This window comes from Ferroplasma acidiphilum (assembly GCF_002078355.1).
Classification (GTDB): Archaea; Thermoplasmatota; Thermoplasmata; order Thermoplasmatales; family Thermoplasmataceae; genus Ferroplasma; species Ferroplasma acidiphilum.
The window spans coordinates 1500379-1523653 of the sequence record NZ_CP015363.1 but is presented as its reverse complement, the minus strand read 5'-3'; the positions used below and the strand labels follow the sequence as shown (position 1 = coordinate 1523653).

Sequence of the window (23275 nt, the reverse complement as noted above, 5' to 3'; positions counted from 1 at the left end):
TATAGATTAAATTCCTTAAATCACAAAAAATATTTATTCTATTATATATTGTTATATTTATGGCATTAAAATCTATGGAAAGAGGAGACCTGGAAAAATTTATAGATGAAATAGAAATTAATTCAAAGGAAGCATATAAATTATGGAATTTTAAAAATGAAGATGAATTTATCTCATTTCTCAAGGGTTATATATTCGGTAGTTTTACAATGGGAGTTATTGATAAAAATAAAACCATAAATAAAAATTTCATGCTGAAAGAGGAAGACATCAATGAAATTACAGCGATAATAGAAAGAAGATCTTCTGAATTCAGGGCAAACCTTGAAAAATAATTAATCTTTTATGAAATATAATTCTCATATCCAACCATAAAAATGGCAGTATTTTTCCATAAATTAGGATAAAATACTATGAACATCCAATATTATATTGAAAATTCAGGAAATATGTATAATGGTATACAGGCGTTATTTCCTACATTGAAAAAATTAAATAGGGTTTTAATATGGGCTATTATGGATATTGCAGTCCTTGTTAAGCAAACGGTCGATATGGACCAGATCAAACTGAACGACGAAAATGAGCCAATCATGGACAACCTCCCATTGAAAATGGACATTCTGAGCAAAAACGCTATCGAAGCGGCAGTTCAGTTAAAGGAAAAATACAGTGGGAAGGTCACAGGGTTTATTTTTGGAACTGAAAAATCAACATCCACAATGAAAGAAGCATATGCAATGGGCGTGGATGAAGGCACAGTTATAAAAGGATACCAGAAATCAGACCCATTGGTTACCGCCGGTGTTATCGCCGCCGAGCTGAAAAAGGCAAAATACGACATTATTATTCTGGGAGACCAGTCATCCGATTCCTATTCCGGGCTTCTAGCAGGCTTGCTGGCTTCTGAACTGGATTTAAATGTAATAACAAATGCTATTAATATAGAAGTCAAGGATAAAATAGCAAACGTTACAGTGGAATCAGAAAATGAAGACGTTACAGTTGAAACAGGCCTCCCGGCAGTGGTTTCTGTGGCACAGGAAATAAATGAGCCAAGGCTCCCGAAAGTCATGCAAATTATGATGGCAGGCAAGAAAAATATTAATATTGTGGATGGAAACCCCGGATATGAAGATGATACAAAAATACTTTCCGACAGGGCACCGGAAAATGAGAGAAAGAAAATTATATACGAGGATGGGAAAGGCATAGATGAAGTTGCTAAAATATTGAAGGTGGTGAAATGAAAGCACTGGTATTTTCTAACGAACCAAAAAATGCTATGGAGATAATTACTTATCTCAGGGGAAAGATGGACATAGACGTAATATCACAGGAAAATAAGGAATTGCCTGAGTATGGGGCAAATACTGTATACTTTTACAGCAATGGCTTTGTGGACAATCTTGGTAAATTCCTTGCTGACTATATTGGAAAAAATAACTACGACTTTATTTTTATTTCATCCACAAATATGGGCAGGGAACTGGCTGGAATACTATCATTCAAGCTAAAAATGAAGTGCATGCCAGAAATATTCTCTTTCGAACATAAAGAAAAAAACATTACCAGAAGATTCTACCATGGTGGGAAAACAGTTGTTGAGGAAGAAAGCAATTTCAAAATGTTTACCGTATCACCCGGGATATGCGAAGCTGAGAAAGCGGACAAAAAATCTGAAGTTAAGAATTTAACCCTTGAAAAAAGCGATTACAAAATAGTAGATGTAAAGAGCAAAAAAACTGCTGGAACAGATATCAGAAATGCAAAGGTAATAGTCTCAATTGGCAGGGGATTGGGAAGCCAGGAAAATATAGAAAAAGTAATGCCGCTGGTAGATGTTTTGCATGCAGAGATATCAGGTTCAAGGCCCGTTTGCCTGGACTATAAATGGCTTAGCGAGGATAAGCAGGTAGGGCTATCAGGAAAGAAGGTAAGGCCTGAATTCTATATAGCACTTGGTATATCCGGTCAGATACAGCATATAGCCGGAATCAGAGGTTCAAAAACTATCATAGCAATAAACAAGGACAAAAGTGCACCAATATTCGAAGAATGCGATTATGGCCTTGTAGGAGACCTATTTACCATTGTTCCTCAACTTGTTGAAAAACTCAAAAATTAATAAAATTTTTAAATATTTCCATACCAGGACAACACAATATTTTTTATTATTTCAATGTAAATTGCCGGATGCGATCAATTATTACAAAGAATATGTTTATATTTAGTAGAGAATATCTCTAAGAATAGCCAGTATACACTATAAATGATTAAGGGGATGATATGCATTGAAGAATAATAATATAAAAATACAGTATTTTAAAACAAAAATTGGTGAATTAATACTTGGTTCTTTTGAAGGCAATCTATGCATACTTGATTTCAGGCATAGCAAAAAGAGAACAACCATTGACAACAGGATAAAAACAGGGCTTAAAGCCAACTTTTTAGAGGAAGAAGATGAAATACTCGCAGAGACTAAAAAACAAGTTGCGGAATATCTGGATGGAAATAGAAAAGAATTTTATATTCCACTGTTAATGGTTGGAACAGATTTCCAGAAAAATGTGTGGAATGCATTGCTAAAAATACCATACGGAACCACCATATCTTATCTGCAACTGGCTGAAAATATAGGCAATGCAAAAGCTGTACGTGCAGTAGCAAATGCAGATGGTGCAAATGCCATGGCTGTAATTATCCCATGCCATAGAGTCATAGAAAGCAATGGCGGTTTAGGAGGTTATGGTGGAGGCGTTGCAATTAAAAAGCAGCTTCTGGAACTTGAAAAAGGCAACCATTAGCAATAATAACAGGAGTTGAAATTAATACTTAGAAAATACATCTGTATGAAAGGAACAATATACCGGATGTGGCAGAAATTATGCCTCAACTTGACAATGTTACTTCTTTTTCAGCATCCTCAAAAGCAGTGGTATTTCCAGAAGTGTCCCCGGGCTATCAACAATTAAATGCTCAACAGGTTTTTTGTATGGGTCAAAACGGTCTACATGCACTTCATAGTGCCCTAGAAATTCAACAACATGGATGCCAAGGTTTGAACCATCAACGTTTCCCCTGTAATCCCTGATCTGTCCTCTGGGAGAACCCACAGATCTTACAAATAATCCTGTTTCCATAGGGTTGCCTATTGACTTTGGCACTTCTATTTTATCCGCGGTAAAAGCTAAAGCACATAGAGTATTCCATGCATCGTACATACATATCTAAAACACAATATTTAATAAATCTACTGTTTTTATTGCAACGAACAGAAAATATTTCTGATAATAAAATAATGTATTTTAGAAGGTAATTACAGAAAAACCTTCATCTATTTTTTTAGCCGTCTGGACACCGCCCATTACAGGTTCTATGCCCCCCAGCATCTGTTCTTCACTTAACCCCAATCCCTTTGTAGATACCTTGCAATAGGTAACCTCTATATTTTCAGACTTCATCTTATCCACAAGGTCTATTATGGGTTTTATTCCATTTGAATCTTTTAATAAATTCTCAACTCCCCTTCCAAGAAACATAAAGTTTACTGTGGCTCCAGCATTTTTTACAGCGTTGTATGAAAAGTTGGCAGCAACATTAACCATATTTAGGTCATCCTTTCCTTTTGTCAGTATTACGAATATTTTTGCCATAATACGTTATTTAAAAAACATTAATAAACATAACTGAAAAAATAGTCATGCATCAGATAAATATAACAAAGGCGAGGGCAACTGCAAGCAACGTTGATACTGCATTTACCTGCCCCTTGGACATTTTTCCTTTGTTCTCGAATACCGCCCCCAGGATGCTATCTATCTGGCATCCAACAAATCCGAGGATTGTTATTGCCAACAGAGGTATAATCGCAAATCCATGAAAATCCAGAATAATATACGATAACCCTATTATAAAAGCCCCCAGGAGCGCTGCACCTTCTCCCAGAAGTGACACACCTCCATTTACTCCCGGCGTTATTTTTTTAAATCCTGTGATCATATACACCTTGCTGTCAAATACACCTATTTCAGAAGCAAAAGTATCTGCATTGACCGAAGCGAATGAAACACCAAATATAAGAAAATAGGGGAACCCTCCAATCTTCGCAAAATGCATGGCAGCAATCGCTATACCTATAACTGCAGCATATATTACATTTGATGCGTGCCTTTCACCATTTTCCCCTTCCTGTAGCTTCATTTTTGTCTTTTCCTTAATCCTGTACTTGGTGGCCATCTGGGCCGTGATGGCAAAAATTAGCATTAAAATTAACCAGTAAAGGGAACCCAGGACAACTATGATTACGCCAACAATAAGTGCTGCAATAGTTCCCTTGAGGTCAAATATCCTGAATTTAAGAGCTAGAACGAATAACAAAATCAGTAAAACGGCAGATTCTATGATGTAATAAATGCTCATAGGAACCACCCCGGGTTAAATAAACTCCTCTTTGCATTAAATAATACATAATGCAACAGCACAATGGACATTATAGAGTGTATAGTGTAGAGATATAAATTGTTTATCCCATATCTTTTGTATAAAAATAATAAATTAAATATTCCGTCATGGATTGATGGATTATTGTATATATATTAATATAAAATATATAGTAAATGCTTAATATATGGTTATAATATATATTTAATGATAGAAATAGTAGATAGAAAAAAGAAAACGAATATAAATCCAGAAGCAGACTATCTGGAAAACATAAAGCTGATGGTATTTGACATGGATGGGGTACTGTTAAAGAATAGAAATTCATGGGATGTTATAATAAACAGGTCAATGAATAAAACCACTACAGGCACCGGAATGCAACTAACATTTGATTACATATACCAGAATGGAGTGCCGGACAGGTTATACGAAAATTTAACAGAAACAAAAATCATGACCTATCTAAACCTCAACGACGTAACATCAAATATAGCGAGGACTATTGGATACCTTAAGGATCGTAATATTAAAACAGCTATAGTTTCGGCAGGTTCCCATGTATTTGCCGGGTACCTTTCCGAATTGTTTGGCATAGACAATTTTATTGGAAATGAGGTCAATGTTAAAAACCATTGTTTCATTAAAAATGTGGACCCTGCAAAGAAGGATACTAATGTAAAGGATATACAATCCAGGTATGGCATATCCCCTGCAGAGACAGTAAGCGTAGGCGATTCCTATATGGATTTATCAATGAGAAGAAGGTCAAAATATTTTGTGGCATTTAACCCCGGCACCAGGAAGCTTGTTGATGCAGCTGATTTTGTGGTTAATTCAACCAATCTGTACGGCATAATAGAGAAAATGGCAGTGCATGAGATTTTTAACAGCTAAAAAGCCCACAGATATTAATAGTAGTACCACACCGGTTTTTATTAATATTATAAGGATTCAATTGAAAGATTTGCCAGTAAAAATTTTTATTCTATAATATAATAGTATAACCTGGGTACCATGGCAATCTCCAGAACAAAATATGATAGTAAAACTCAATAAAATTAAGTGGTAGGACATGAAAGTAAAAGTGGCAGCATTCTTTGTTAACCCTCTGGCCGGATACGGAGGCATCCGTAATAATAAGGGTTCAGACAATATGCATCTGCAGAACATTGGTGAATCTGTTTCAATAGGCCGTGCCATAGAATTTTTATCCGGAATTAAATGCAGGGATATACAATTTATAGTCCCTGATGGGCCAATGGGCGCACTGGAAATGGATAAGGCTAATCTGAAATACACAATTTCATATTCTCCGGGAAATCCAACAACGGCAATGGACACAATAAATTTTATACATTCGGCAGCAGGAGCCGATATTATATGTTTCCTGGGCGGAGACGGAACGGCAAGGGATATCCTGAGGTCAGGCACAGATTTGCCTGTGCTTGGAATACCTGCCGGTGTAAAGATGTACAGCTCTGTATTTTCTATGAATGTAAAGCATGCAATAGATGTATTCGATAATTTCTGCGGAAATGAGATAACTCTCAAGGATGCAGGGGTAGCAGACATAAATGAAGATGAATATAGAAGCGGGAAACTGGATGTTAAACAGTTTGGAACATTAAAAATTCCGGATTCTTCAGGAATAATCAGTTCCTCAAAGGCGGAATATCCACCATCTTCTTCCTACGATATGGCAGAATATATTATTGACAATATGGTTAATGATTTTTATTACATAATAGGCCCGGGAACCACATGCAAAGCTATAACAACATCTCTGGGGTTCCATACCAATATGCTTGGTTTTGATATAGTTAAGGGCAAAAAGCTTATAGTGGAGGATGCAGGCGAGGAGGACATATACCGGTATGCCGCTTCTGGCAGTGTGCATATAATAATATCAATTATAGGTGGCCAGGGATTCCTCCTTGGCAGGGGGAACCAGCAACTTTCAGGCAGAATTATAAAAAAGGCAGGGTTTGAAAATATATCAGTTATATCCACCCCGGAGAAACTTATAAGCCTCAGCGGATTAGCTGTAGACATATCTGATAAAGATATTTCAGTTCCAAAATTCATAAGGGTACTTACTGGCTACGGACAATTTAAAATAATGAGGGTAAATTTTTAACGGTGTGCTAATAGCTAAAAATCGCAATAATTTATATGTTATATTTCAATTCCCGGGTGTGCAGAAAGAAAAAACCCTTGCAGGGCTCTCAAGGTATATCAAAAAATCACCAAAATGGTATTATTTTCTGATTCCAATAATTGCTATATTTTTAATAGATGGCATTATACTTAGAAATCTTGATGCACTTTCCTTCATGTCTATTTTGCCCTTCATCTTCTTCTTATTGCTGGATGCTTTAACCATAAAGCTTACCAATAAAAAATTCAACAATAACCGGATTATGTATCTGGATTTTATATCCCTTACACTGGTAACACTATTCTTCTGGATCGGTGTCCTTTTATATCCAGTTATACGGATGCCCTTATACTATATCCTTGCACTGGCTATTGCATTTCCGGCTTTTTTGAGATTTCTTGTCCTTTACATTTATTATCCATCAAACATATACCTGGCTGCAACACTATCAATGAACTATACATTTTCATATATAATCATAGCTTTAATTTTCTATGACATAAGCAAAATTGCAATAAAATTCATTATACCACTTATTGCTGCAACTGTAATATACGTATTATTCTCCTATATATTCCTGGTATTTACCACAATAGGATTCACAAGGAAATATAAATCACGCCCATCGGAACTCATTGATTTTTTCCTTAACAGGGACAATGATGGGGCTATAGGCGAGAAATTCTTTACCCATGTTTATAACAAGAAAAGGCAAATTCCGGTCATTACCACAAATATTAGAAAGGAAAACAGAGACCTTGTCACCCTTGTATTCCCGTATGTCCATCCTGGTCCATTTGGGAATCTATGCACAAGCAACCTTCCTGTAAAGATCAGTTCAGAGATGGGCAGGGACAATATTATGGTATTCCACACCGCAACTACCAATAGCAATAACTGCAGCGGGAAAAATGATATAAAAAACATAGCGGAATCTGTTAAGGATTCAATCAAAAAAATGAAATATTCAGATACAGTATCCGACTTTGTAAAATTTAATGTGGATGGTTATGACGTTTCACTTCAGAAATTTGGAAATTCCGGTATTTCGGCAGTAATACCATTTAAGAAGCAATTTGACGATATCTCCATTGATGCAGGCTTGAAAGTTGTAGCTGCCCTGAAAAAAAACGGTGCAGAAAATTTTGCATTGCTTGATGCACAGAACAGCTTTACCAGGGATGCTAAGGAACTTGATAACTGCGACATGATAATAAACCCGCTTATTGAAAAATTTAAAGCAACCGGATCCACATATCCTGCCATTATTGGTTATGCAAGAAATTATGAAAAAATCGATGGCCTTGCTTCTATGGGAGTTCAGGTACTGGCAATAAAAATCAATGATTATTACAATGTAATAGTGCTTACAGATTCCAACAATATAGGAAGGGAAGTTATAAAGATGGCAAGAAGTGGTGTTGATAAGAGGGTAAAAAACATGGATATCTATACAACTGACAACCATGTTGTAAATGTGAGTGAACTGGATATAAACCCACTGGGCATGCACTGTGAGCCACAGGTGGTTGCAGACCTTATAAACAGGACAGTCCTGCAGGCTATTGAAGATGCGTCACCTGCAACAGCAGGCACCTATACAGAAAATATAACCGTTACAATGGGGGAAGAAAATGCATTCCATAACCTCATGGAGATAGTTATTGCATCACTGCGCAAGGCTAAATATTCTATTGCTTTCATTTTGCTGATATCAATACTTGTCTCGTCCTTTTCATTCCGCTACATGGTTTTGCATCTATAAGGATTTTCTGCACATTATAAGGTCAAGCATAACAAATGCAGCCATTGCCTGTATCACCGGCACCGCCCTGAAAGATATAAACGGGTCATGCCTGCCTTTTACCTGCACCTCAGAGGGCTCCATGCTTTTCAGGTTTACTGTTTTCTGGGGGATTCTGATTGAGGATGTGGGCTTCATGGCTATATTGAACACCACCGGCATTCCATTTGTGATGCCACCAAGTACGCCACCGGAATTATTCGTCCTTGAGAGTATTTTTCCATTTTCCGCATAAAATTCATCGTTTGCTTCTGAACCATACATATTGCCTAACTTGAATCCTGAACCAAATTCAATAGCCTTTAATCCCGGTATGGAAAACATTGCCCTTGATATTTCGCTTTCAACAGAATTGAAGAATGGCTCGCCGATTCCTGGCGGAACGTTGTATATATGCGTGCTGATCACGCTTCCCATGCTATCTCCATTCTTTATGGACTCTAATATCTTATTATACAGCAATGAATCTTTTTCCCGATCCGGCATCCGTGTACTGAAGCCATACACATAATCCTCATCTTCCTGTGGTTCATTGTCTATGCTTATTCCCCCTGCGGATTTTATATATGTAACTATTTTTATATTATATCTCTTCAGAACGCCCATTGCAAAAGCGCCTGCAGCAACCAGCGGCATTGTCATCCTTCCGGAAAAAAAACCGCCCCCTTCATAATTCCTGTATTCGCCATATTTGTAAAACATTGTTAAATCTGCATGCCCGGGGCGTGGATTGTCCCTTAAATCATCATAATGCTTATCAATATAATCTTTGTTTTTAAAAATAAAGGCAAGCGGGGAGCCATCTGTGAATCCTTTCCTGCTTCCACCAATTATTTCTATTTTATCGTCCTCATTTCTCGGAGTTGTAATCAGGCTCTGCCCGGGTTTTCTCCTGTCAAGCCACTTCTGTATAAATTCCTGATCAATTGCCAATCCTGCAGGAAGCCCGTCCACCGTGCCGCCTATGTAAGGCCCATGTGAGGATCCAAAAACAGTAAGCTTGATTTCATTGCCCAGTGAAAACATACAGACACAATAATGTTATAATTTATTAATATTTTTATATCAAATAGCAATAACTATACACAGCTCCGTGGTGTAGTGGCCAAGCATTACTGGCTCTGGACCAGCAGACGGCAGTTCGAATCTGCCCGGAGCTATTGTAGTTACATTTTATTGAATAATTTAATTAAACACATTTAAATTCACTATTATGGAAGACGAACAATCAGGCGAATACTGTGAATTAATTGACAGGAACCTGCCCCCTGACCATGATTTTTTTCTCTATGAATCACATGTAAAAATAGTTAAATCTTTTCTAGGGCTTGCAGTATCAGAGGCAAGAAACGTTGAAAAATTAAGGACTATGCTGGATATACTGGACACACTGAATCAAAATTTATACGATAATGAAACCGTTCTCGCCGATAATGTAAGGAAGCAGCTGAGGCGGGAAACAAAGGAATGGATTGATATTGATCAGAAGATGGATAATGGTGATAAATATACAGCGTACCTTGTGCTTGCAGCATCAAATCTGCGCATAGCGCTCTCATATCTATGGAGATTGTCAAAATTGCCTGATTTTTCAGATCATATAACAGAATACCCACTTGAGTTCATGCAAAAATTGATAAATATGATAAATAACGAAGCCATGGGCAACGTACTTTTATAATTTATTTATGTCGGTTGAATTTATATAATCTTTAAATGTTATGGGCTCTTTGACATACCTGAATAAAGATGTATTCTCTTTGTAATAATCCAGCTGGAGCATGTAAAACTGTTCCTTTGTCAGCAGTCCGCGCTTCTGCAAAGATCCGACAAATGGCTTGAATACAATAGATGAAATCTCCTTTACCGGTGGCATGCCCAGTTTAGCACGTACAATATTAAACATATCAGCAAATGTTACGCGTTCCCTGGAGCATATATCTATTGTACCTGACCTTTCCATGGAATTTTTTATTACCGTGATAACATCATTGATGTGTACCGGAGCCATATTGCCACTTTTTGGCAACATGGGAACTTTTCCCTTTGCAACCTCAATAAGCATCTTCGTAAATTTGTCTCCGGGGCCAAACATAGTTGAAGGCCTGATTATTAATGAATTCTTGAGCAGGTTTGCATTATCTTCTCCCAGCCTTTTGTACCTGAAATAGTCCGTGCTTCCCTTATCCGCATTTATGGCTGAAAAATATACAAGTTTCTTGTTTCCCCTCAGTTCCTGCATGGCATTTACGACATTTTTAACCCCTTTCAATGACAGGTCTTCATGTGTCTCTTCTGTTTCCGCAAGTACGTCAATTGCATGGACAATAACATCGTAGTCGGCTATGGCACTTTTTACATCATCATATTCCCTTACATCGCCTTTTATATATTTTATGCCAAGTTTGTCAAGTTCATCCGAGTTATTTCTTGAAAAATAAGCCTTTTCTTCGGCATCCATCTGCTTCAAGATGTTGCTTCCAACAAATCCTGATCCTCCTAAAACTATCAATTTCATAAAGGGATATATACTATCCATATAAAAATATTATATAGCTATTATCATAATACAATTAATATGCATCGTTATATTTTTATCCACCGGACTGATACTATTTTCATGGACGATTTTTCCAATAATGACCGGGATGTTTTCCTGATAAAGACTGATATGATAGACAGGGGAGCTCTCATGTCAAGATATAGCAGAACCGCAAATCTTGATATAAGGGAGGTATACGGGAAGGAATTTAAAAATAATCCTGACAGGGCAAGCAATTTTTATAAGAGAATATTTCTGGATTATGGCGATGAATCAGTTGCAGAATTAACCACAGCACAGATGGGAATACAGAACGTTTCCAACATAGTCACCAAGGTCATAGAGGAACCGAGGATAGGCCTTTCATATCTGGAAAAATCATCAAGGTATGTGAAATACAACAAAAAAGTTAATGGAAACTACCTGTTTCTCCGGGGAGAGAATGCCGGCGTAGGAGCCATGGAATCCAAGTATAACAGCTACTGCAACGATCTTTTTGACTTTTATTCCGCTGCCTATCCTGAGATGATGAAATACATGGAAGATGCAAATCCAATAGAAAACTTCACATTTGAAATCGGCGGAAAGAATTATAAATACACGAATCTGGAATCCGTGGATGAAAACACACTGTCAAAGTCATACAAATCCTCCCTGAGGTCTGCAGTACTGGATGAGATAAGGGCATTGCTGCCTGCTTCCACATTGACAAATATTGGCATATCCGGCAATGGGCGTGCATTCATATCACTTATAGAAAGGCTTAAGGCATACGGGACACCTGAGGCAGAGAAATACGGGGAATTAATATACAGAGAGCTTGAGCCAGAGCTCCCGGAACTTATAGAAGATGCTGTATCTGCCCATGGAATAGCACAGATAAAGTATAATAACGCGAGGGATTCTATTGGCAACTCTTTTTCAAATGATACAGCAAAGGTGCCCGATATAAAAGTTATAAATTTTATGGATGAAAAAAGGGCAATAGACCTTGCTACAGGAATGTTGCTATATGGCAGTTCTGCAGGTTCCAGCAATGTAGATATCCCACCGGAAAAACAGTACAGCATTCTAAAGGAACTCGAATCATTGAGGGGAAATCGCAGGCATAAGCTTGGCAGGGCCTTTGAGGGCATAACCTACTCATTCGAAGTAAATATGAACTACGGCGCCTTCAGGGAATTCCAGCGCCACCGCTTTTTCTCAATAATCAGAAAACCTTTATCCACACAATATGGATACGATATTCCAGAAAATCTCGGAAAGATTCCTGAACTCAGATCCAGATATGTAGAATTAATGGATGAAGCGCGCATACTGTATAATGATATTATGGGCAGGTCCGGAAGAAAAATTGCCCAGTACGTTGTTCCATATGCATATAAATACCCGGTAGTTTTCAGTTCAAACCTTAACGAATTAACATATTTCATAGAACTGAGGTCCAACCAGCAGGTTCATCCCGACCTTAGGGAGGTTGCACTTGATATTTACAGTGAGATTAAAAAAATACACCCGCACCTTGCCACACTGATTAAATTTGTTGATACAGGGGATTACAGGCTCGGGAGACTGCCATCCGAGGTAAAGAAAGAAAGCAGGAGAAAGACATTATCCGGGGAAAACGATTAAAATTATTCTATACATTTAATTTAAATATTTTAATTTTAGAAACATTTATATTGAAGAACATATTTATGAATCGATTGTTATGATGTCAGGTCAAACGCCAATATTAATATTAAAGGAAGGTACAGAAAGGCAACAGGGTAAGAATGCCCAGAAAAACAACATTGAAGCCGCAAAGGCAATTGCAGATGCAGTAAGGACAACACTGGGCCCGAAGGGAATGGACAAAATGATGGTTGATTCAATAGGGGATATAATAATCTCCAATGATGGGGCAACCATATTGAAAGAAATGGATGTAGACCATCCTACAGCAAAAATGATTGTTGAGGCTTCAAAATCCCAGGATACAGCAGTTGGAGACGGAACCACAACTGTTGTTGTATTTGCTGGCGAACTTCTTAAACAGGCAGAAGCCCTGCTTGACCAGGGAGTGCATTCAACTATTATAGCTGATGGGTACCATCTGGCTGCAGAGGAAGCAAGGAAACAGCTTCTAGCAATGTCTGTAAGTGCAAAGGATGATGCTATGCTCAGAAAGATAGCTATAACAGCACTTTCCGGGAAAAACACAGGAGTTGCACCGGAATTTCTTGCAGACCTTGTTGTAAATGCAATAAACTCTGTTACTGAAACAGATGGAGATAAAATCATAGTTGATACCGCAAATATTAAAGTAGACAAGAAGAGCGGTGGAAGCGCAGCAGATACAAAATTCATAAACGGGCTTATAATTGACAAGGAAAAGGTTCACTCAAAAATGCCTTCTGTTGTAAAAAATGCAAAAATAGCACTTATAAACTCTGCACTTGAAATAAAGAAAACCGAAATAGACGCCAAGGTACAGATAACAGACCCATCAAAGATACAGGAATTCCTTGACCAGGAGAGCGACACATTAAAGGAAATGGCCGAGAAGATAAAGAAATCAGGAGCCAATGTTGTCCTTTGCCAGAAGGGAATAGACGACACAGTACAGTACTATCTTGCCAAATATGGAATATACGGTGTCAGAAGGGTAAAGCAGAGCGATATGGAAAAGCTTGCAAAAGCCACAGGCGCAAAAATGATAACCGACCTTGATGACATAACCGAAGAAACCATGGGAAAAGCCGAAACCGTTGAGGAAAGAAAAATAGGGGACGACAGGATGACATTTGTAACAGGATGCAAAAATCCCAAGGCTGTCAATATACTTATCAGGGGCGGAACAGAACATGTTGTTGATGAAATCGACAGGTCCCTTAACGATGCAATAAGGGTTGTTGCAATAACAAAGGAAGATGGAAGATACCTTCCAGGCGGAGGAGCCACAGAGGCCGAGCTTGCAATGAAGCTAAGGTCATATTCCAACAGCGTAGGCGGAAGGGAGCAGCTTTCCATAGAAGCCTTTGCAAAGGCCCTGGAAATAATTCCAAGGACACTTGCAGAAAATGCCGGGATGGATCCTATTAATACTCTGATATCTCTTAAGTCAGAGCACGAGAAGGGAAACAAAAACTTCGGTGTTGACATGGAAGCAAACAAAATAACAGATATGATAAAGGCAGGGGTATTCGACACATTCCGTGTTAAAACCCATGCAATATCAAGCGCTGTGGAAGTTGCCACCATGATACTCAGGATCGATGATGTAATAGCCAGCAAGAAGTCATCTGCCCCACAGGGCGGAGCTGGCGGCATGGGTGGCGGAATGCCTCCAGGCATGGGCGGATACTAATTTTTATAATTTTTTTATTTTTTAAAAGTATATATACGATTTTACAATGTTTTAAAGGTGATTTATAATGATGCAATTTAACATTAGTTCAACTGAAAGGGATTATGAGACTGATTATGATGTAATTATCATCGGGGCTGGTGCGGCAGGCTATTCAGCCGGTGTTTACATCAAGAGGTCAGGTATGAGCGTAGCTATACTGGAAAGGGAATCAGTTCCCGGAGGAAATACAGCAGTATCCCCTCTGGTAGAAAATTATCTGGGATATAAAGCTATAGAGGGCGCAGACCTGGCTGAAGATTTCAGAAAACATTATGCCCAGTATGGAAAAATTATCACTGAAATTGATGTACGTGATATTAAAAAGGAGGGGGATAAGTTCAGGATAATTACAAACAGATCAGACTTTACAGCGAAAGCCATCATTGTAACAACAGGGACAACCCATAGAAAGATGAATGTTAAAGGCGAAGACGAGTATTATGGAAAGGGCATATCCTATTGTTCCACATGTGACGGCTATCTTTTCAAAGACAAGAACGTTGCAGTCATTGGTGGCGGAAATTCCGGCGCTATCTCAGCACTTTACCTGAAGGGCATAGCAAAGAACGTTTCCATAATAGCACACTCAAAAATAAAAAAATGCGAGGATGCGTATATAAAATCAATAGACGAAAAGAAAATTCCATTCATACTTAACGCGGAAACTGAAGAATTCATCGGCGATGGCAAAAAACTTACAGGACTCAAATACAAAGACCTTGCTACAGGGGAAGAAAAAACAGAGAACCTCGATGGAATATTTGTCTATATTGGCGTTATACCACAGACATCGTTCCTCAAAAACATAGGGGTTAAACTGGACAAGCACGGATTTATTATAGCAGATGAAAAGGGAAGGACAAATATTCCTGGCATATATGGAGCAGGCGACGTACTTGCAGGAAGCGAAGAACAGATAGCGACAGCAGTTGGCGATGGAAGCAAAGCCGCAATTACGCTTTATACCGATATCATAAATAAAAAGTTTTAAATTTATTTTCTTTCTTTCCATCTATGAAAAGAGACATTCTATCAGTAGCAGATATGGAAAATGATTTTGATCAGATAATAGGCACATCTATAAAATTGAAAAAGGACAGGACAATAAAATTTTCAGATAAGAAATTGCTTGGCATGATTTTTGAGAAACCCAGTACAAGGACAAGGATATCCCTTGAGGCAGCAATGGAACAGCTCAACGGGCATGCTATATACCTTAGCCCACATGAAATGCACCTTGGCGATGGTGAAACTATTGCGGATACAGCAAGGGTCATGTCCAGATTCCTGGATATTATTTCATACAGGGCATATGATTACAGGAATGTCAGGGAACTGGCAAAATATGCCGATGTTCCGGTACTGAATGCACTGGACAATATGGAACATCCTCTGCAAATTGTTGCAGATTTTATGACCATTATGGAAAAGAAGCACAGGCTTGAAAATCTTAAACTGGCATATGTGGGTGATGGAAACAATGTATCCAATTCCCTGCTTCTGGGTGCTGCATTGACAGGCATGGACATTTCAGTTGCCTGCCCGGAACACCGTGAACCGGACAGAGATATACTGTACAGGGCTAAGGACCTTGCATTGAAAACCGGCAGCAGGATAGAGATATTAAGGGATGCCAGAACAGCGGTAGATTCGGCCGATATTATATACACAGATGTATGGGTGTCCATGGGCGAAGAAAAAGAAAAGGACCAGAAAGAAAAACTATTCAAGGGATACCAGGTAAATGAAGAACTTGCCGATTTTGCAGATAAAAATTATATATTTATGCACTGCCTCCCCGCAAGAAGGGGGCTGGAAGTAACTGATGAAATAATAGAAGGAATACATAGTGTAGTTTTTGATGAAGCAGAAAACAGACTCTACAGTGAAAAGGGGGTTATTTATACAGTTCTATCATGAATTATTTGCCTGAAACTTACTGTATAACGCCCGCGCCGGGATTTGAACCCGAATCTAAGGCTCCGCAGGCCTTCAGGATATCCAAATTACCCCACACGGGCTTCCAAGTATCACATAAACATATTTTAATTCTTGCGAGTCTGTAAAATCTATAAGTAATTCCAGTGCTCTTTTCTTTCTAGCTTATTATATTTACATCCGACGCCTTTCTGCGGATCAACGTATAAATCTCAGGCACCATTCTATATTATATGTTTTATCAAACGCGCGGCATTTTCAATAAAAAATAGTACCGAAAATAACCATTGCCAGAAGCAATAATGCCATTATTACAACTGCAATCTTCAACGTTAAGGCCCCCATATTAATTAATATGCAACTGAAATATTAAAATGTATCTTATATACCTATGCTGGTCATTGAGCGACTGCCCATTACCATGCAGGTATAAGAACTCGTAGTACTTTTAGATATTTTTCTGTACACCTCAATTGGCTTCTGAGCCATTTATATTGCAAATCCCGTATTTCTATACTCTCTATAACAGATTCAAAAATATTACATATAACCAATGCCCGCCATAGGTAATAAACATATGTTTATATATATTCAAATTGTATCATTTATATGGATGCAGATATATCATTAGTACATGCTCCCAGCATTTTTGACTTCAGAACCCGGGATATTAAATTGGGGCCTATTAGTGATGTTATTCCATCAACCCCTGTATTTGAGATGTATCCAGTTGGATTTATAAGTATGCTCAACTCACTTATAAGTTCAGGTTACAATGCGAGAATATGTAATGTAGCAGCCATGATGGTTTCATCAGCATCGTTTGATCCGGTAAAATACCTGAAACATGTCAAATCAAAAATATATGGTATTGACCTTCACTGGCTCCCACATGCAAATGGCGCCTTAAAAGTTGCAAAAATTATAAAAGATTTGCATCCAGATTCAAAGGTATTGCTTGGTGGTTTCTCTGCCAGTTATTTTGCCGATGACATAATGACACATTATGGTTATATAGATTATATTTTGAAAGGCGACCTACAGGAAACAAACATTGTCAAACTTGCTGGCGCAGAGGATAGTTATCAGGCACTTGATCGCGTCCCCAATTTGATTTACAGAAAGAATAACAGGATAATCCATAACAAAATAGAATATTCATCTATAGACGATGTTTTTTTGAATTATGGCCTTCTGATGAAAAACGCAATAAAATATCATGACATTAAAGGACACCTGCCATATGCTTCATGGCTGGATAACACAGAAGCTATGACCGTAATAGAACATGGTTGTAGTTTTAACTGTGCATTCTGCGGGGGGTCTAATTTTGCTTATAAGAATAATTATAATAGTGTTGCACCCCTGTATAGAAAGCCTTCAGTTATAGCAGAAGAGATATCACTTGTGGAAGAAATGCTCGGGAGCCCGGTATTTATTACAGGTGATATGAACAATGCTGGAGAAAAATTTTATTCCTCACTTTTCAAGGAATTAAAAGATAGAAAAGTTAGTTTGCCACTTTTAACAGAATATTTTACCCCACCTGGTAAAGAGTATTTAAATGAACTTAGCCACAGATTTCCAGATTTTACTGTTGAAATATCGCCAGAATCTTCCAGCGAAGTGATAAGAAATAGAAACGGAAGACCATACAGCAATAAAGGTCTTGAAGATTTTCTTCAAAACGCTGTTACCGCGGGAGCAAAAAAAATTGATGTTTATTTCACTATAGGCATGAGTGGCCAAACTGTTAATGATGTTAATGCAGATATTGATTATAGTGAAAAATTAATGAAAAAATTTTCCAGTGCTAAGGAAAAGCTTTATACATTTATATCTCCACTCACTCCATTCATAGACCCCGGGTCATTGATATACGAACACCCGGAAACTTACGGCTTTAAAATTACTGCAAAAACCATAACGGATTATTTTAATCTTTTAGAAAATGGAAAGATCTGGACAGATTTTTTAAATTATTATACAAATTGGATGTCAGTAGAACAAATTGCCCGTGCAACATATGAATCGGAAATACGCATGATAAAAATGCGCCAATCCCTGGGATTGTTAAAGGACGTAGACGCAGATGAAATAGTAAAAAATATAACGGCATATATGCATGGCGACGATTATATTTCCAATGAAAATAAGAGTAGCCATTTATCATATATAGAGAAGGATGTTGAATGGTCAAATAAACACAAGCTGACAAGAGATTCTTTTCTTATATCTATATATAAAGACTATAATGATTTTAAAAAGAAATTATAAATTTCCCGGATAAAGATGAGCGGATAGATAAGGGGAATATTATTTACATGTCATTATAGCTTGATATAGTTTACTGGAAATTTTTTACGCATTTCTAACAGTTGCTTTTTGGTATGTGTTATTTCTTATACAGTACTCACCCTATTTTTATATGTCACCGGTACTTAATGAACTCTCTAAGTATTATTTATATTGTTTATTAAATGCCTGTTATATTTCCTTATTGTATTTCCCGTAACCAGCATCCCGCTTCCTATTAGCAATATTCCACCAATTATAGTATACAGTGAAGGGATCTGCCCGAGAAAAACAAGGGCAAAAATTATTGCAAATACCGGGTCAAGATAACTCAGTATTGAAACAATCTGTATATTTAGATTTTTCAGCGAATCGTACCATAAAAATAAGGCCAGAACGGTCTGAACAGATCCGGAGATCACTATAATTATTATTACGTCATAGTTTATGGTAAACCTGATGACAAAGACGAATGGCAATAATATTATCATAGAGATTATGGATTGGAGAAATACTAAATTCATTGAACTCACATACTTTGCTGAAAATTTGCTTGTTATTGACAGTAAACCGTAGGTTATTCCCGAAAATAATGCCAGCAGAATTCCAATTATATTTATAGAAAGCGAACCTGCAGACATAATTATTATGCCGGCGAACGATATGCTGATATTCAATAATCCACCTTTCCCTATTTTCTCCTTTAATAATGGTGAAAATAGTATTGCTATTACCGGCCCGGTATAATAGAATATTATCGCTTCAGATACCGGTATCATAAATACCGCATAAAACAGAAATACCCAGTTTAATGATAATAGTACTCCTGAAAGTATTATATAAGGATTAAACAACTTCCTGATATTGCTTTTCAAATCCCTGTGAAGTATTACTGTCAATAATAAGGCAGATATTAAAACCCTGAAGAATACAAATATTGGGGATGGTAACAGTGACCATATTGCAAATAGGGGTATTGACCCCCAGATTACGGTAGATGAAAGTATTTCTATAAGCCCTTTTCTAGTATTAGTGTAATCGATTAAACCACCTGCGAATAATTAAATTATAATACTTAAATTTTTATAATGTTATTACATGAAAATACAGGTTAACTCTCCATTATACTTTTAGAATTATGCAAGGGACGGGATTTGAACCCGCGAACTCCTTCGAGATAGAATCTTAAGTCCTACACCTTTGGCCAAGCTTAGTTACCCTTGCTTACATGCAGCTAATATGTTTTTGATTAATAAGTTTTTTTAAGAGCTAACCGGACAATGCAAATGCACATAGTATAATATTTATAAGACATTTAACTAAGATATTATGGATGATAATAACAATGCAGTAATGGGCTTCAAGCTGGACGAAGAGCCTAAATGGATACGCGTGACACTGGAAGATGGAACCGTACTGGAAATCAAGACTGAAATCATGTCAATAATGAAAGTAGGAAATGACCCGAATACCGGGCTTCCACAGTACAGCATCAATGCTGCCCCTATGATAAGGATGATGCGGGTTCCTAAAGAATCTGTAGCTAAAAAGGCGGATACAGATAAAGGGCTGTACAGATAATAAAATATTCGTACAAATAGATTTAAATCTCTTCCGGCAATTCTGTATCATGGATGAGACCGATTATAAAATTATTGACTTTTTGAGGGAAGATTCACGTGAAACAAATATGGAAATAGCCAGGAAGCTTAATGTTTCAGAAGGCACAATTAGAAAGCGGATAATGAATCTTGTAAATAGTGGCATTATCAGGAAATTTACCATAGAAACTTCCTTATCAATTGAAGGCATTGTATTGATAGAACTTGATTCCAGGCAAGCGTCAAACACATTAAAAACTTTAAAAAGCCTCTACAGTGACATATACGAATTCTCCGGAAGCATTGACGTTGCTGTGAGAATATCAAAAAACACCATAGAAGAGCTTAATATGGAGGTGGACAAAATCAGGGACTTAAAAGGCGTGGTAAATACAGATACCATGGTACGGCTTAAATGAATATGTAGCCTGTAGTAATTATATTAGGTCAGAAGAATAATTATTTTTCATGCCAATTGCAAGGATAATCAGGACAATTAATGTTGTTTGCACAACAGGATATAATTGCCATAGTTTGTAACGATATTATTATATATTTATAATAAATCAACAATTGGGTAATTTACATGTCTGAAGAAAACATAATCTTTGTGGGGAAAAAACCAACTATGAACTATGTACTGGCTATAGTGACACAATTCAACAACTCTGATATGCCTAGAATTGTGATTAAAGCAAGGGGGAAAGCTATAAGCAAGGCAGTAGATATAGCCGAAATTACGAAACATAAATTTATACAGACTGCGAAATACGAGAGTATAAAGCTTGATACAGAAACCCTTGAGGGAGAAAACGGGCCATCTAATGTTTCATCAATTGAAATAATCCTGGCAAAATAAAGTTTTATACCTTCAATTTAGAAAAATTTCTACAAAACCTTAAATCATAATTTTCAATACATAAAATATCTCTGGTGTTTCAATGAAAAATTTCTATGAGTGGCAATATGGTTTACGGGACAAAATAAATGAGGTTAACTCAAGGCTTCTACAGGCTATTAAAACTGACCAACCATATCTTTTTGAAATGTCCAAGTATACCATAGACGCAGGTGGAAAACGTTTCAGGCCACTGCTTACCATATTATCCTATGAAATTTCATGCAACGAACCCTATGACAGTATACTTGACCTTGCTTCAGGCTATGAGCTTATACATACAGCAAGCCTCATACACGACGACATTATAGATAAATCGAAATACAGGAGAGGGCGCGAAACACTGGCATCCAGGTATGGCATAGACAATGCCATTGTGGTTGGCGATTACCTTTTTGCCAAGGCATATGAACTTGGGTCGAGATACGGAAAAGTTGTCTCAAAGGTTATGGCCGATGGTTCATCGCATCTTGCGGAAGGCCAGATAATTGAAGCATTGAATATTGGCAATCTGTCTCTGGATATAGAGACGTATAACAAAATTATAATGAACAAAACTGCTTATTTCTTTTCAGCATGTGCTGAAGGTGCCACAATAGCGGCTATGGCACCAGACAATGTAAGGGACAAGCTCAGCAAATTTGCTTACAATATGGGGATGGCCTTTCAGATAACAGATGATATACTTGATATTGTTGGAAATGAAAAGGAAATGGGGAAGCCTACAATGGTTGATCTTAACCATGATGTGATAACACTTCCCATAATACACGCATTATCTCATGTTACCGGTGAGAATAAGCGTACACTGGTTAACATACTAACAGGAAAATACACAGACAGTGATTATAAATCCAAGTTCCGTGATATACTTTTTAAATCCGGTTCTCTGGAGTACACATTTAAAATTGCAAAGGACTACATATTAAAATCCGTTGAAAACCTGAATGGCATCGGGAGATCGGATGACCTGGGCCTTCTAATGGATCTGGCGCTTATAGTAGTTGATAGAATTAATGAATCAGGAGTGATATGAATGGCAAGAGTATTATTATATACAGGCAAAGGAGGAGTTGGAAAAACAACTGTGGCGGCTTCCACCGCATCCATGCTGGCTAAGCAGAATAAGAAAACAATAGTGATGTCCACCGATCCTGCACATAGCCTCGGGGACTCCCTCCAGGCTGAAATTAAATCATCTCCGACAGAGATATCCAAAAATTTATTTGCCCAGGAAGTTAACATCAACGATGCGATACAATCCCACTGGAGTGATTTGCGTGAATATTTAACTGCCCTGTTCCAGTATCAGGGACTTGACCCCATATCTGCAGATGAAATAGCAATACTCCCTGGATTTGAGGAGGCCACATACCTGCTTTACATAAACGATTATATTAAAAATAACTCATATGATGTTATTGTGGTTGATAGCGCACCAACAGGCGAGGCGCTCAGGATGCTTTCGTTTCCAGAGGTAATGCGCTGGTACATGGAGAAAGTATTCCCCATTAGCAGGACTGCAGCAAAGATAGCAAGGCCATTGATGAGGCCATTTTCTGGCATACCCATGCCAAATGATAAGGTATTTAAAAGTGCGGAAACACTTTACGATGATCTTGGAGATATCCACACAATACTTGAGAACCCGGATATAACATCCATAAGGCTTGTAACAAACGCAGACCAGATGTCTTTTAATGAAACAAAGAGGGCATTTACCTATCTCCTTTTATATGGATATCCTGTGGATGCTGTGATAGCCAATAAAATATATACGGAAGACACCGGTGATTTTTTCCAGAAATGGAGGGAAACACAGTCAGGAATACTGGGCGATCTTGACGCTGCATTCCCGGAAATAAAAATATTGAAAAGCTATCTTCAGAATAATGAACTGGTAGGGCAGGAGAAGGCTTTAAAATTTGGCCAGGACCTGTATGGCGACCTTGATCCATATTCCGTTTTTTATAAGGGTAAACCATTGGAGTTCATCAGGAAAAATGGGAACAGTGTTGTAAAATTGAAATTGCCATTTGCAGATAAAAAAAATCTCAACCTCTACAACAAAACCGGGGAACTCATAGTGGAAGTAAACAACTGGAAACGGATACTGTACCTCCCCCAGACCATGGCCAACCTCCAGCCATCAGGAGCAGAATTGAAGGATGGTTACCTATATATAACATTAAGTTGATT

Annotated in this window: 24 protein-coding genes and 3 tRNA genes; 19 read left to right on the top strand and 8 right to left on the bottom strand. The window is 37.6% G+C overall.

Annotated elements, in window-relative coordinates:
- Positions 1-59: 59 nt before the first annotated feature.
- The 4 genes from fad_RS07585 to fad_RS07570 all read left to right on the top strand — a co-directional run bounded on the left by fad_RS07585 (position 60) and on the right by fad_RS07570 (position 2810).
- Positions 60-335, top strand: coding sequence for a hypothetical protein (locus fad_RS07585; protein ID WP_019841458.1), 276 nt, complete (start codon positions 60-62; stop codon positions 333-335).
- Between the two features lie 183 nt (positions 336-518).
- A complete protein-coding gene (locus fad_RS07580; protein WP_236940566.1) occupies positions 519-1250 on the top strand; it encodes an electron transfer flavoprotein subunit beta/FixA family protein in 732 nt (243 codons plus the stop codon).
- Positions 1247-2128, top strand: coding sequence for an electron transfer flavoprotein subunit alpha/FixB family protein (locus fad_RS07575; protein ID WP_081142948.1), 882 nt, complete (start codon positions 1247-1249; stop codon positions 2126-2128). Before fad_RS07580 ends, fad_RS07575 begins: the two co-directional genes overlap by 4 nt.
- 166 nt (positions 2129-2294) lie before the next feature.
- Positions 2295-2810, top strand: a complete 516-nt coding sequence (locus fad_RS07570) for a methylated-DNA--[protein]-cysteine S-methyltransferase (protein ID WP_081142947.1) — start codon at positions 2295-2297, stop codon at positions 2808-2810.
- A gap of 99 nt (positions 2811-2909) precedes the next feature.
- Here fad_RS07570 and fad_RS07565 read toward each other — a convergent pair whose 3' ends face one another.
- The 3 genes from fad_RS07565 to fad_RS07555 all read right to left on the bottom strand — a co-directional run bounded on the left by fad_RS07565 (position 2910) and on the right by fad_RS07555 (position 4425).
- Complete coding sequence (locus tag fad_RS07565; RefSeq protein WP_081142946.1) at positions 2910-3227, bottom strand: hypothetical protein; 318 nt, start codon at positions 3225-3227, stop codon at positions 2910-2912.
- An 84-nt stretch (positions 3228-3311) separates the two neighbouring features.
- A complete protein-coding gene (locus fad_RS07560) occupies positions 3312-3659 on the bottom strand; it encodes a DsrE family protein (RefSeq protein WP_009886671.1) in 348 nt (115 codons plus the stop codon).
- A 52-nt stretch (positions 3660-3711) separates the two neighbouring features.
- Positions 3712-4425 (bottom strand): DUF92 domain-containing protein, encoded by a 714-nt coding sequence (locus tag fad_RS07555; RefSeq protein ID WP_009886670.1) that lies wholly within the window; start codon positions 4423-4425, stop codon positions 3712-3714.
- A gap of 228 nt (positions 4426-4653) precedes the next feature.
- Here fad_RS07555 and fad_RS07550 point away from each other — a divergent pair, with 228 nt between their 5' ends.
- The 3 genes from fad_RS07550 (at position 4654) to fad_RS07540 (ending at position 8372) form a co-directional block, all read left to right on the top strand.
- Positions 4654-5343 (top strand): HAD family hydrolase, encoded by a 690-nt coding sequence (locus fad_RS07550; protein ID WP_009886669.1) that lies wholly within the window; start codon positions 4654-4656, stop codon positions 5341-5343.
- Positions 5344-5521: 178 nt separating this feature from the next.
- Entirely contained in the window at positions 5522-6586 is a 1065-nt protein-coding gene (locus fad_RS07545; RefSeq protein WP_009886668.1) for an ATP-NAD kinase family protein, read from the top strand.
- A 58-nt stretch (positions 6587-6644) separates the two neighbouring features.
- Positions 6645-8372 (top strand): DUF2070 family protein, encoded by a 1728-nt coding sequence (locus fad_RS07540; protein WP_009886667.1) that lies wholly within the window; start codon positions 6645-6647, stop codon positions 8370-8372.
- Here the strand turns inward: fad_RS07540 and aroC are convergent.
- On the bottom strand, positions 8367-9437 hold the full coding sequence (gene aroC, locus fad_RS07535) for a chorismate synthase (protein ID WP_081142944.1): 1071 nt from the start codon (positions 9435-9437) through the stop codon (positions 8367-8369). The genes fad_RS07540 and aroC overlap by 6 nt on opposite strands.
- Positions 9438-9498: 61 nt before the next feature.
- On the opposite strand from aroC, the gene fad_RS07530 reads away from it, so the two are divergent.
- Positions 9499-9571 (top strand) — tRNA-Gln (locus fad_RS07530).
- A gap of 53 nt (positions 9572-9624) precedes the next feature.
- Positions 9625-10092 carry a DUF1940 domain-containing protein gene (locus fad_RS07525; protein WP_009886665.1) on the top strand — a complete coding sequence of 156 codons (468 nt, stop codon included), beginning with the start codon at positions 9625-9627 and terminating at the stop codon, positions 10090-10092.
- Here the strand turns inward: fad_RS07525 and fad_RS07520 are convergent.
- The gene (locus fad_RS07520) at positions 10087-10929 is read right to left on the bottom strand and encodes an NAD(P)H-binding protein (protein ID WP_009886664.1); all 843 of its coding nucleotides are present in this window, start codon (positions 10927-10929) and stop codon (positions 10087-10089) included. The two genes, fad_RS07525 and fad_RS07520, sit on opposite strands and share 6 nt — an antisense overlap.
- A 102-nt stretch (positions 10930-11031) precedes the next feature.
- On the opposite strand from fad_RS07520, the gene fad_RS07515 reads away from it, so the two are divergent.
- The 4 genes from fad_RS07515 to argF all read left to right on the top strand — a co-directional run bounded on the left by fad_RS07515 (position 11032) and on the right by argF (position 16264).
- Positions 11032-12585: an FAD-dependent thymidylate synthase gene (locus fad_RS07515; protein WP_236940565.1), complete on the top strand. Its 1554-nt coding sequence runs from the start codon at positions 11032-11034 to the stop codon at positions 12583-12585.
- A 79-nt stretch (positions 12586-12664) separates the two neighbouring features.
- Positions 12665-14302 (top strand): thermosome subunit alpha, encoded by a 1638-nt coding sequence (thsA, locus tag fad_RS07510; protein WP_019841453.1) that lies wholly within the window; start codon positions 12665-12667, stop codon positions 14300-14302.
- 67 nt (positions 14303-14369) lie between these two features.
- Entirely contained in the window at positions 14370-15335 is a 966-nt protein-coding gene (locus fad_RS07505; RefSeq protein WP_009886661.1) for an NAD(P)/FAD-dependent oxidoreductase, read from the top strand.
- A 23-nt stretch (positions 15336-15358) separates the two neighbouring features.
- On the top strand, positions 15359-16264 hold the full coding sequence (argF, locus tag fad_RS07500) for an ornithine carbamoyltransferase (RefSeq protein WP_081142942.1): 906 nt from the start codon (positions 15359-15361) through the stop codon (positions 16262-16264).
- Between the two features lie 27 nt (positions 16265-16291).
- On the opposite strand, the gene fad_RS07495 is transcribed toward argF, so the two are convergent.
- A tRNA-Arg gene (locus fad_RS07495) sits at positions 16292-16365 on the bottom strand.
- 526 nt (positions 16366-16891) lie between these two features.
- Here fad_RS07495 and fad_RS07490 point away from each other — a divergent pair.
- Entirely contained in the window at positions 16892-18559 is a 1668-nt protein-coding gene (locus fad_RS07490) for a TIGR04190 family B12-binding domain/radical SAM domain protein (protein WP_081142941.1), read from the top strand.
- Between the two features lie 176 nt (positions 18560-18735).
- Here the strand turns inward: fad_RS07490 and fad_RS07485 are convergent, their stop codons facing one another.
- Both fad_RS07485 and fad_RS07480 read right to left on the bottom strand, forming a co-directional pair.
- Positions 18736-19590 (bottom strand): DMT family transporter, encoded by an 855-nt coding sequence (locus tag fad_RS07485; RefSeq protein WP_256378730.1) that lies wholly within the window; start codon positions 19588-19590, stop codon positions 18736-18738.
- 126 nt (positions 19591-19716) lie between these two features.
- A tRNA-Leu gene (locus fad_RS07480) sits at positions 19717-19801 on the bottom strand.
- 105 nt (positions 19802-19906) lie between these two features.
- Here fad_RS07480 and fad_RS07475 point away from each other — a divergent pair.
- The 5 genes from fad_RS07475 to fad_RS07455 all read left to right on the top strand — a co-directional run bounded on the left by fad_RS07475 (position 19907) and on the right by fad_RS07455 (position 23273).
- Positions 19907-20158, top strand: coding sequence for a hypothetical protein (locus fad_RS07475; RefSeq protein WP_009886657.1), 252 nt, complete (start codon positions 19907-19909; stop codon positions 20156-20158).
- Between the two features lie 49 nt (positions 20159-20207).
- Entirely contained in the window at positions 20208-20597 is a 390-nt protein-coding gene (locus fad_RS07470) for a winged helix-turn-helix transcriptional regulator (protein ID WP_009886656.1), read from the top strand.
- A gap of 167 nt (positions 20598-20764) precedes the next feature.
- Positions 20765-21037, top strand: a complete 273-nt coding sequence (gene albA / locus fad_RS07465; protein ID WP_009886655.1) for a DNA-binding protein Alba — start codon at positions 20765-20767, stop codon at positions 21035-21037.
- Positions 21038-21119: 82 nt separating this feature from the next.
- Positions 21120-22112 (top strand): polyprenyl synthetase family protein, encoded by a 993-nt coding sequence (locus tag fad_RS07460; RefSeq protein ID WP_009886654.1) that lies wholly within the window; start codon positions 21120-21122, stop codon positions 22110-22112.
- Complete coding sequence (locus fad_RS07455) at positions 22113-23273, top strand: ArsA family ATPase (protein WP_009886653.1); 1161 nt, start codon at positions 22113-22115, stop codon at positions 23271-23273.
- Positions 23274-23275 lie beyond the last annotated feature (2 nt).

Coding starts and splice junctions, on each gene's coding strand:
- fad_RS07585 (WP_019841458.1), top strand. CDS start 60: ATGGCATTAAAATCTATGGAAAGAGGAGACCTGGAAAAATTTATAGAT.
- fad_RS07580 (WP_236940566.1), top strand. CDS start 519: ATGGATATTGCAGTCCTTGTTAAGCAAACGGTCGATATGGACCAGATC.
- fad_RS07575 (WP_081142948.1), top strand. CDS start 1,247: ATGAAAGCACTGGTATTTTCTAACGAACCAAAAAATGCTATGGAGATA.
- fad_RS07565 (WP_081142946.1), bottom strand. CDS start 3,227: ATGTACGATGCATGGAATACTCTATGTGCTTTAGCTTTTACCGCGGAT.
- fad_RS07560 (WP_009886671.1), bottom strand. CDS start 3,659: ATGGCAAAAATATTCGTAATACTGACAAAAGGAAAGGATGACCTAAAT.
- fad_RS07555 (WP_009886670.1), bottom strand. CDS start 4,425: ATGAGCATTTATTACATCATAGAATCTGCCGTTTTACTGATTTTGTTA.
- fad_RS07550 (WP_009886669.1), top strand. CDS start 4,654: ATGATAGAAATAGTAGATAGAAAAAAGAAAACGAATATAAATCCAGAA.
- fad_RS07545 (WP_009886668.1), top strand. CDS start 5,522: ATGAAAGTAAAAGTGGCAGCATTCTTTGTTAACCCTCTGGCCGGATAC.
- aroC (WP_081142944.1), bottom strand. CDS start 9,437: ATGTTTTCACTGGGCAATGAAATCAAGCTTACTGTTTTTGGATCCTCA.
- fad_RS07525 (WP_009886665.1), top strand. CDS start 9,625: ATGGAAGACGAACAATCAGGCGAATACTGTGAATTAATTGACAGGAAC.
- fad_RS07520 (WP_009886664.1), bottom strand. CDS start 10,929: ATGAAATTGATAGTTTTAGGAGGATCAGGATTTGTTGGAAGCAACATC.
- fad_RS07515 (WP_236940565.1), top strand. CDS start 11,032: ATGGACGATTTTTCCAATAATGACCGGGATGTTTTCCTGATAAAGACT.
- thsA (WP_019841453.1), top strand. CDS start 12,665: ATGATGTCAGGTCAAACGCCAATATTAATATTAAAGGAAGGTACAGAA.
- fad_RS07505 (WP_009886661.1), top strand. CDS start 14,370: ATGATGCAATTTAACATTAGTTCAACTGAAAGGGATTATGAGACTGAT.
- argF (WP_081142942.1), top strand. CDS start 15,359: ATGAAAAGAGACATTCTATCAGTAGCAGATATGGAAAATGATTTTGAT.
- fad_RS07490 (WP_081142941.1), top strand. CDS start 16,892: ATGGATGCAGATATATCATTAGTACATGCTCCCAGCATTTTTGACTTC.
- fad_RS07475 (WP_009886657.1), top strand. CDS start 19,907: ATGGATGATAATAACAATGCAGTAATGGGCTTCAAGCTGGACGAAGAG.
- fad_RS07470 (WP_009886656.1), top strand. CDS start 20,208: ATGGATGAGACCGATTATAAAATTATTGACTTTTTGAGGGAAGATTCA.
- albA (WP_009886655.1), top strand. CDS start 20,765: ATGTCTGAAGAAAACATAATCTTTGTGGGGAAAAAACCAACTATGAAC.
- fad_RS07460 (WP_009886654.1), top strand. CDS start 21,120: ATGAAAAATTTCTATGAGTGGCAATATGGTTTACGGGACAAAATAAAT.
- fad_RS07455 (WP_009886653.1), top strand. CDS start 22,113: ATGGCAAGAGTATTATTATATACAGGCAAAGGAGGAGTTGGAAAAACA.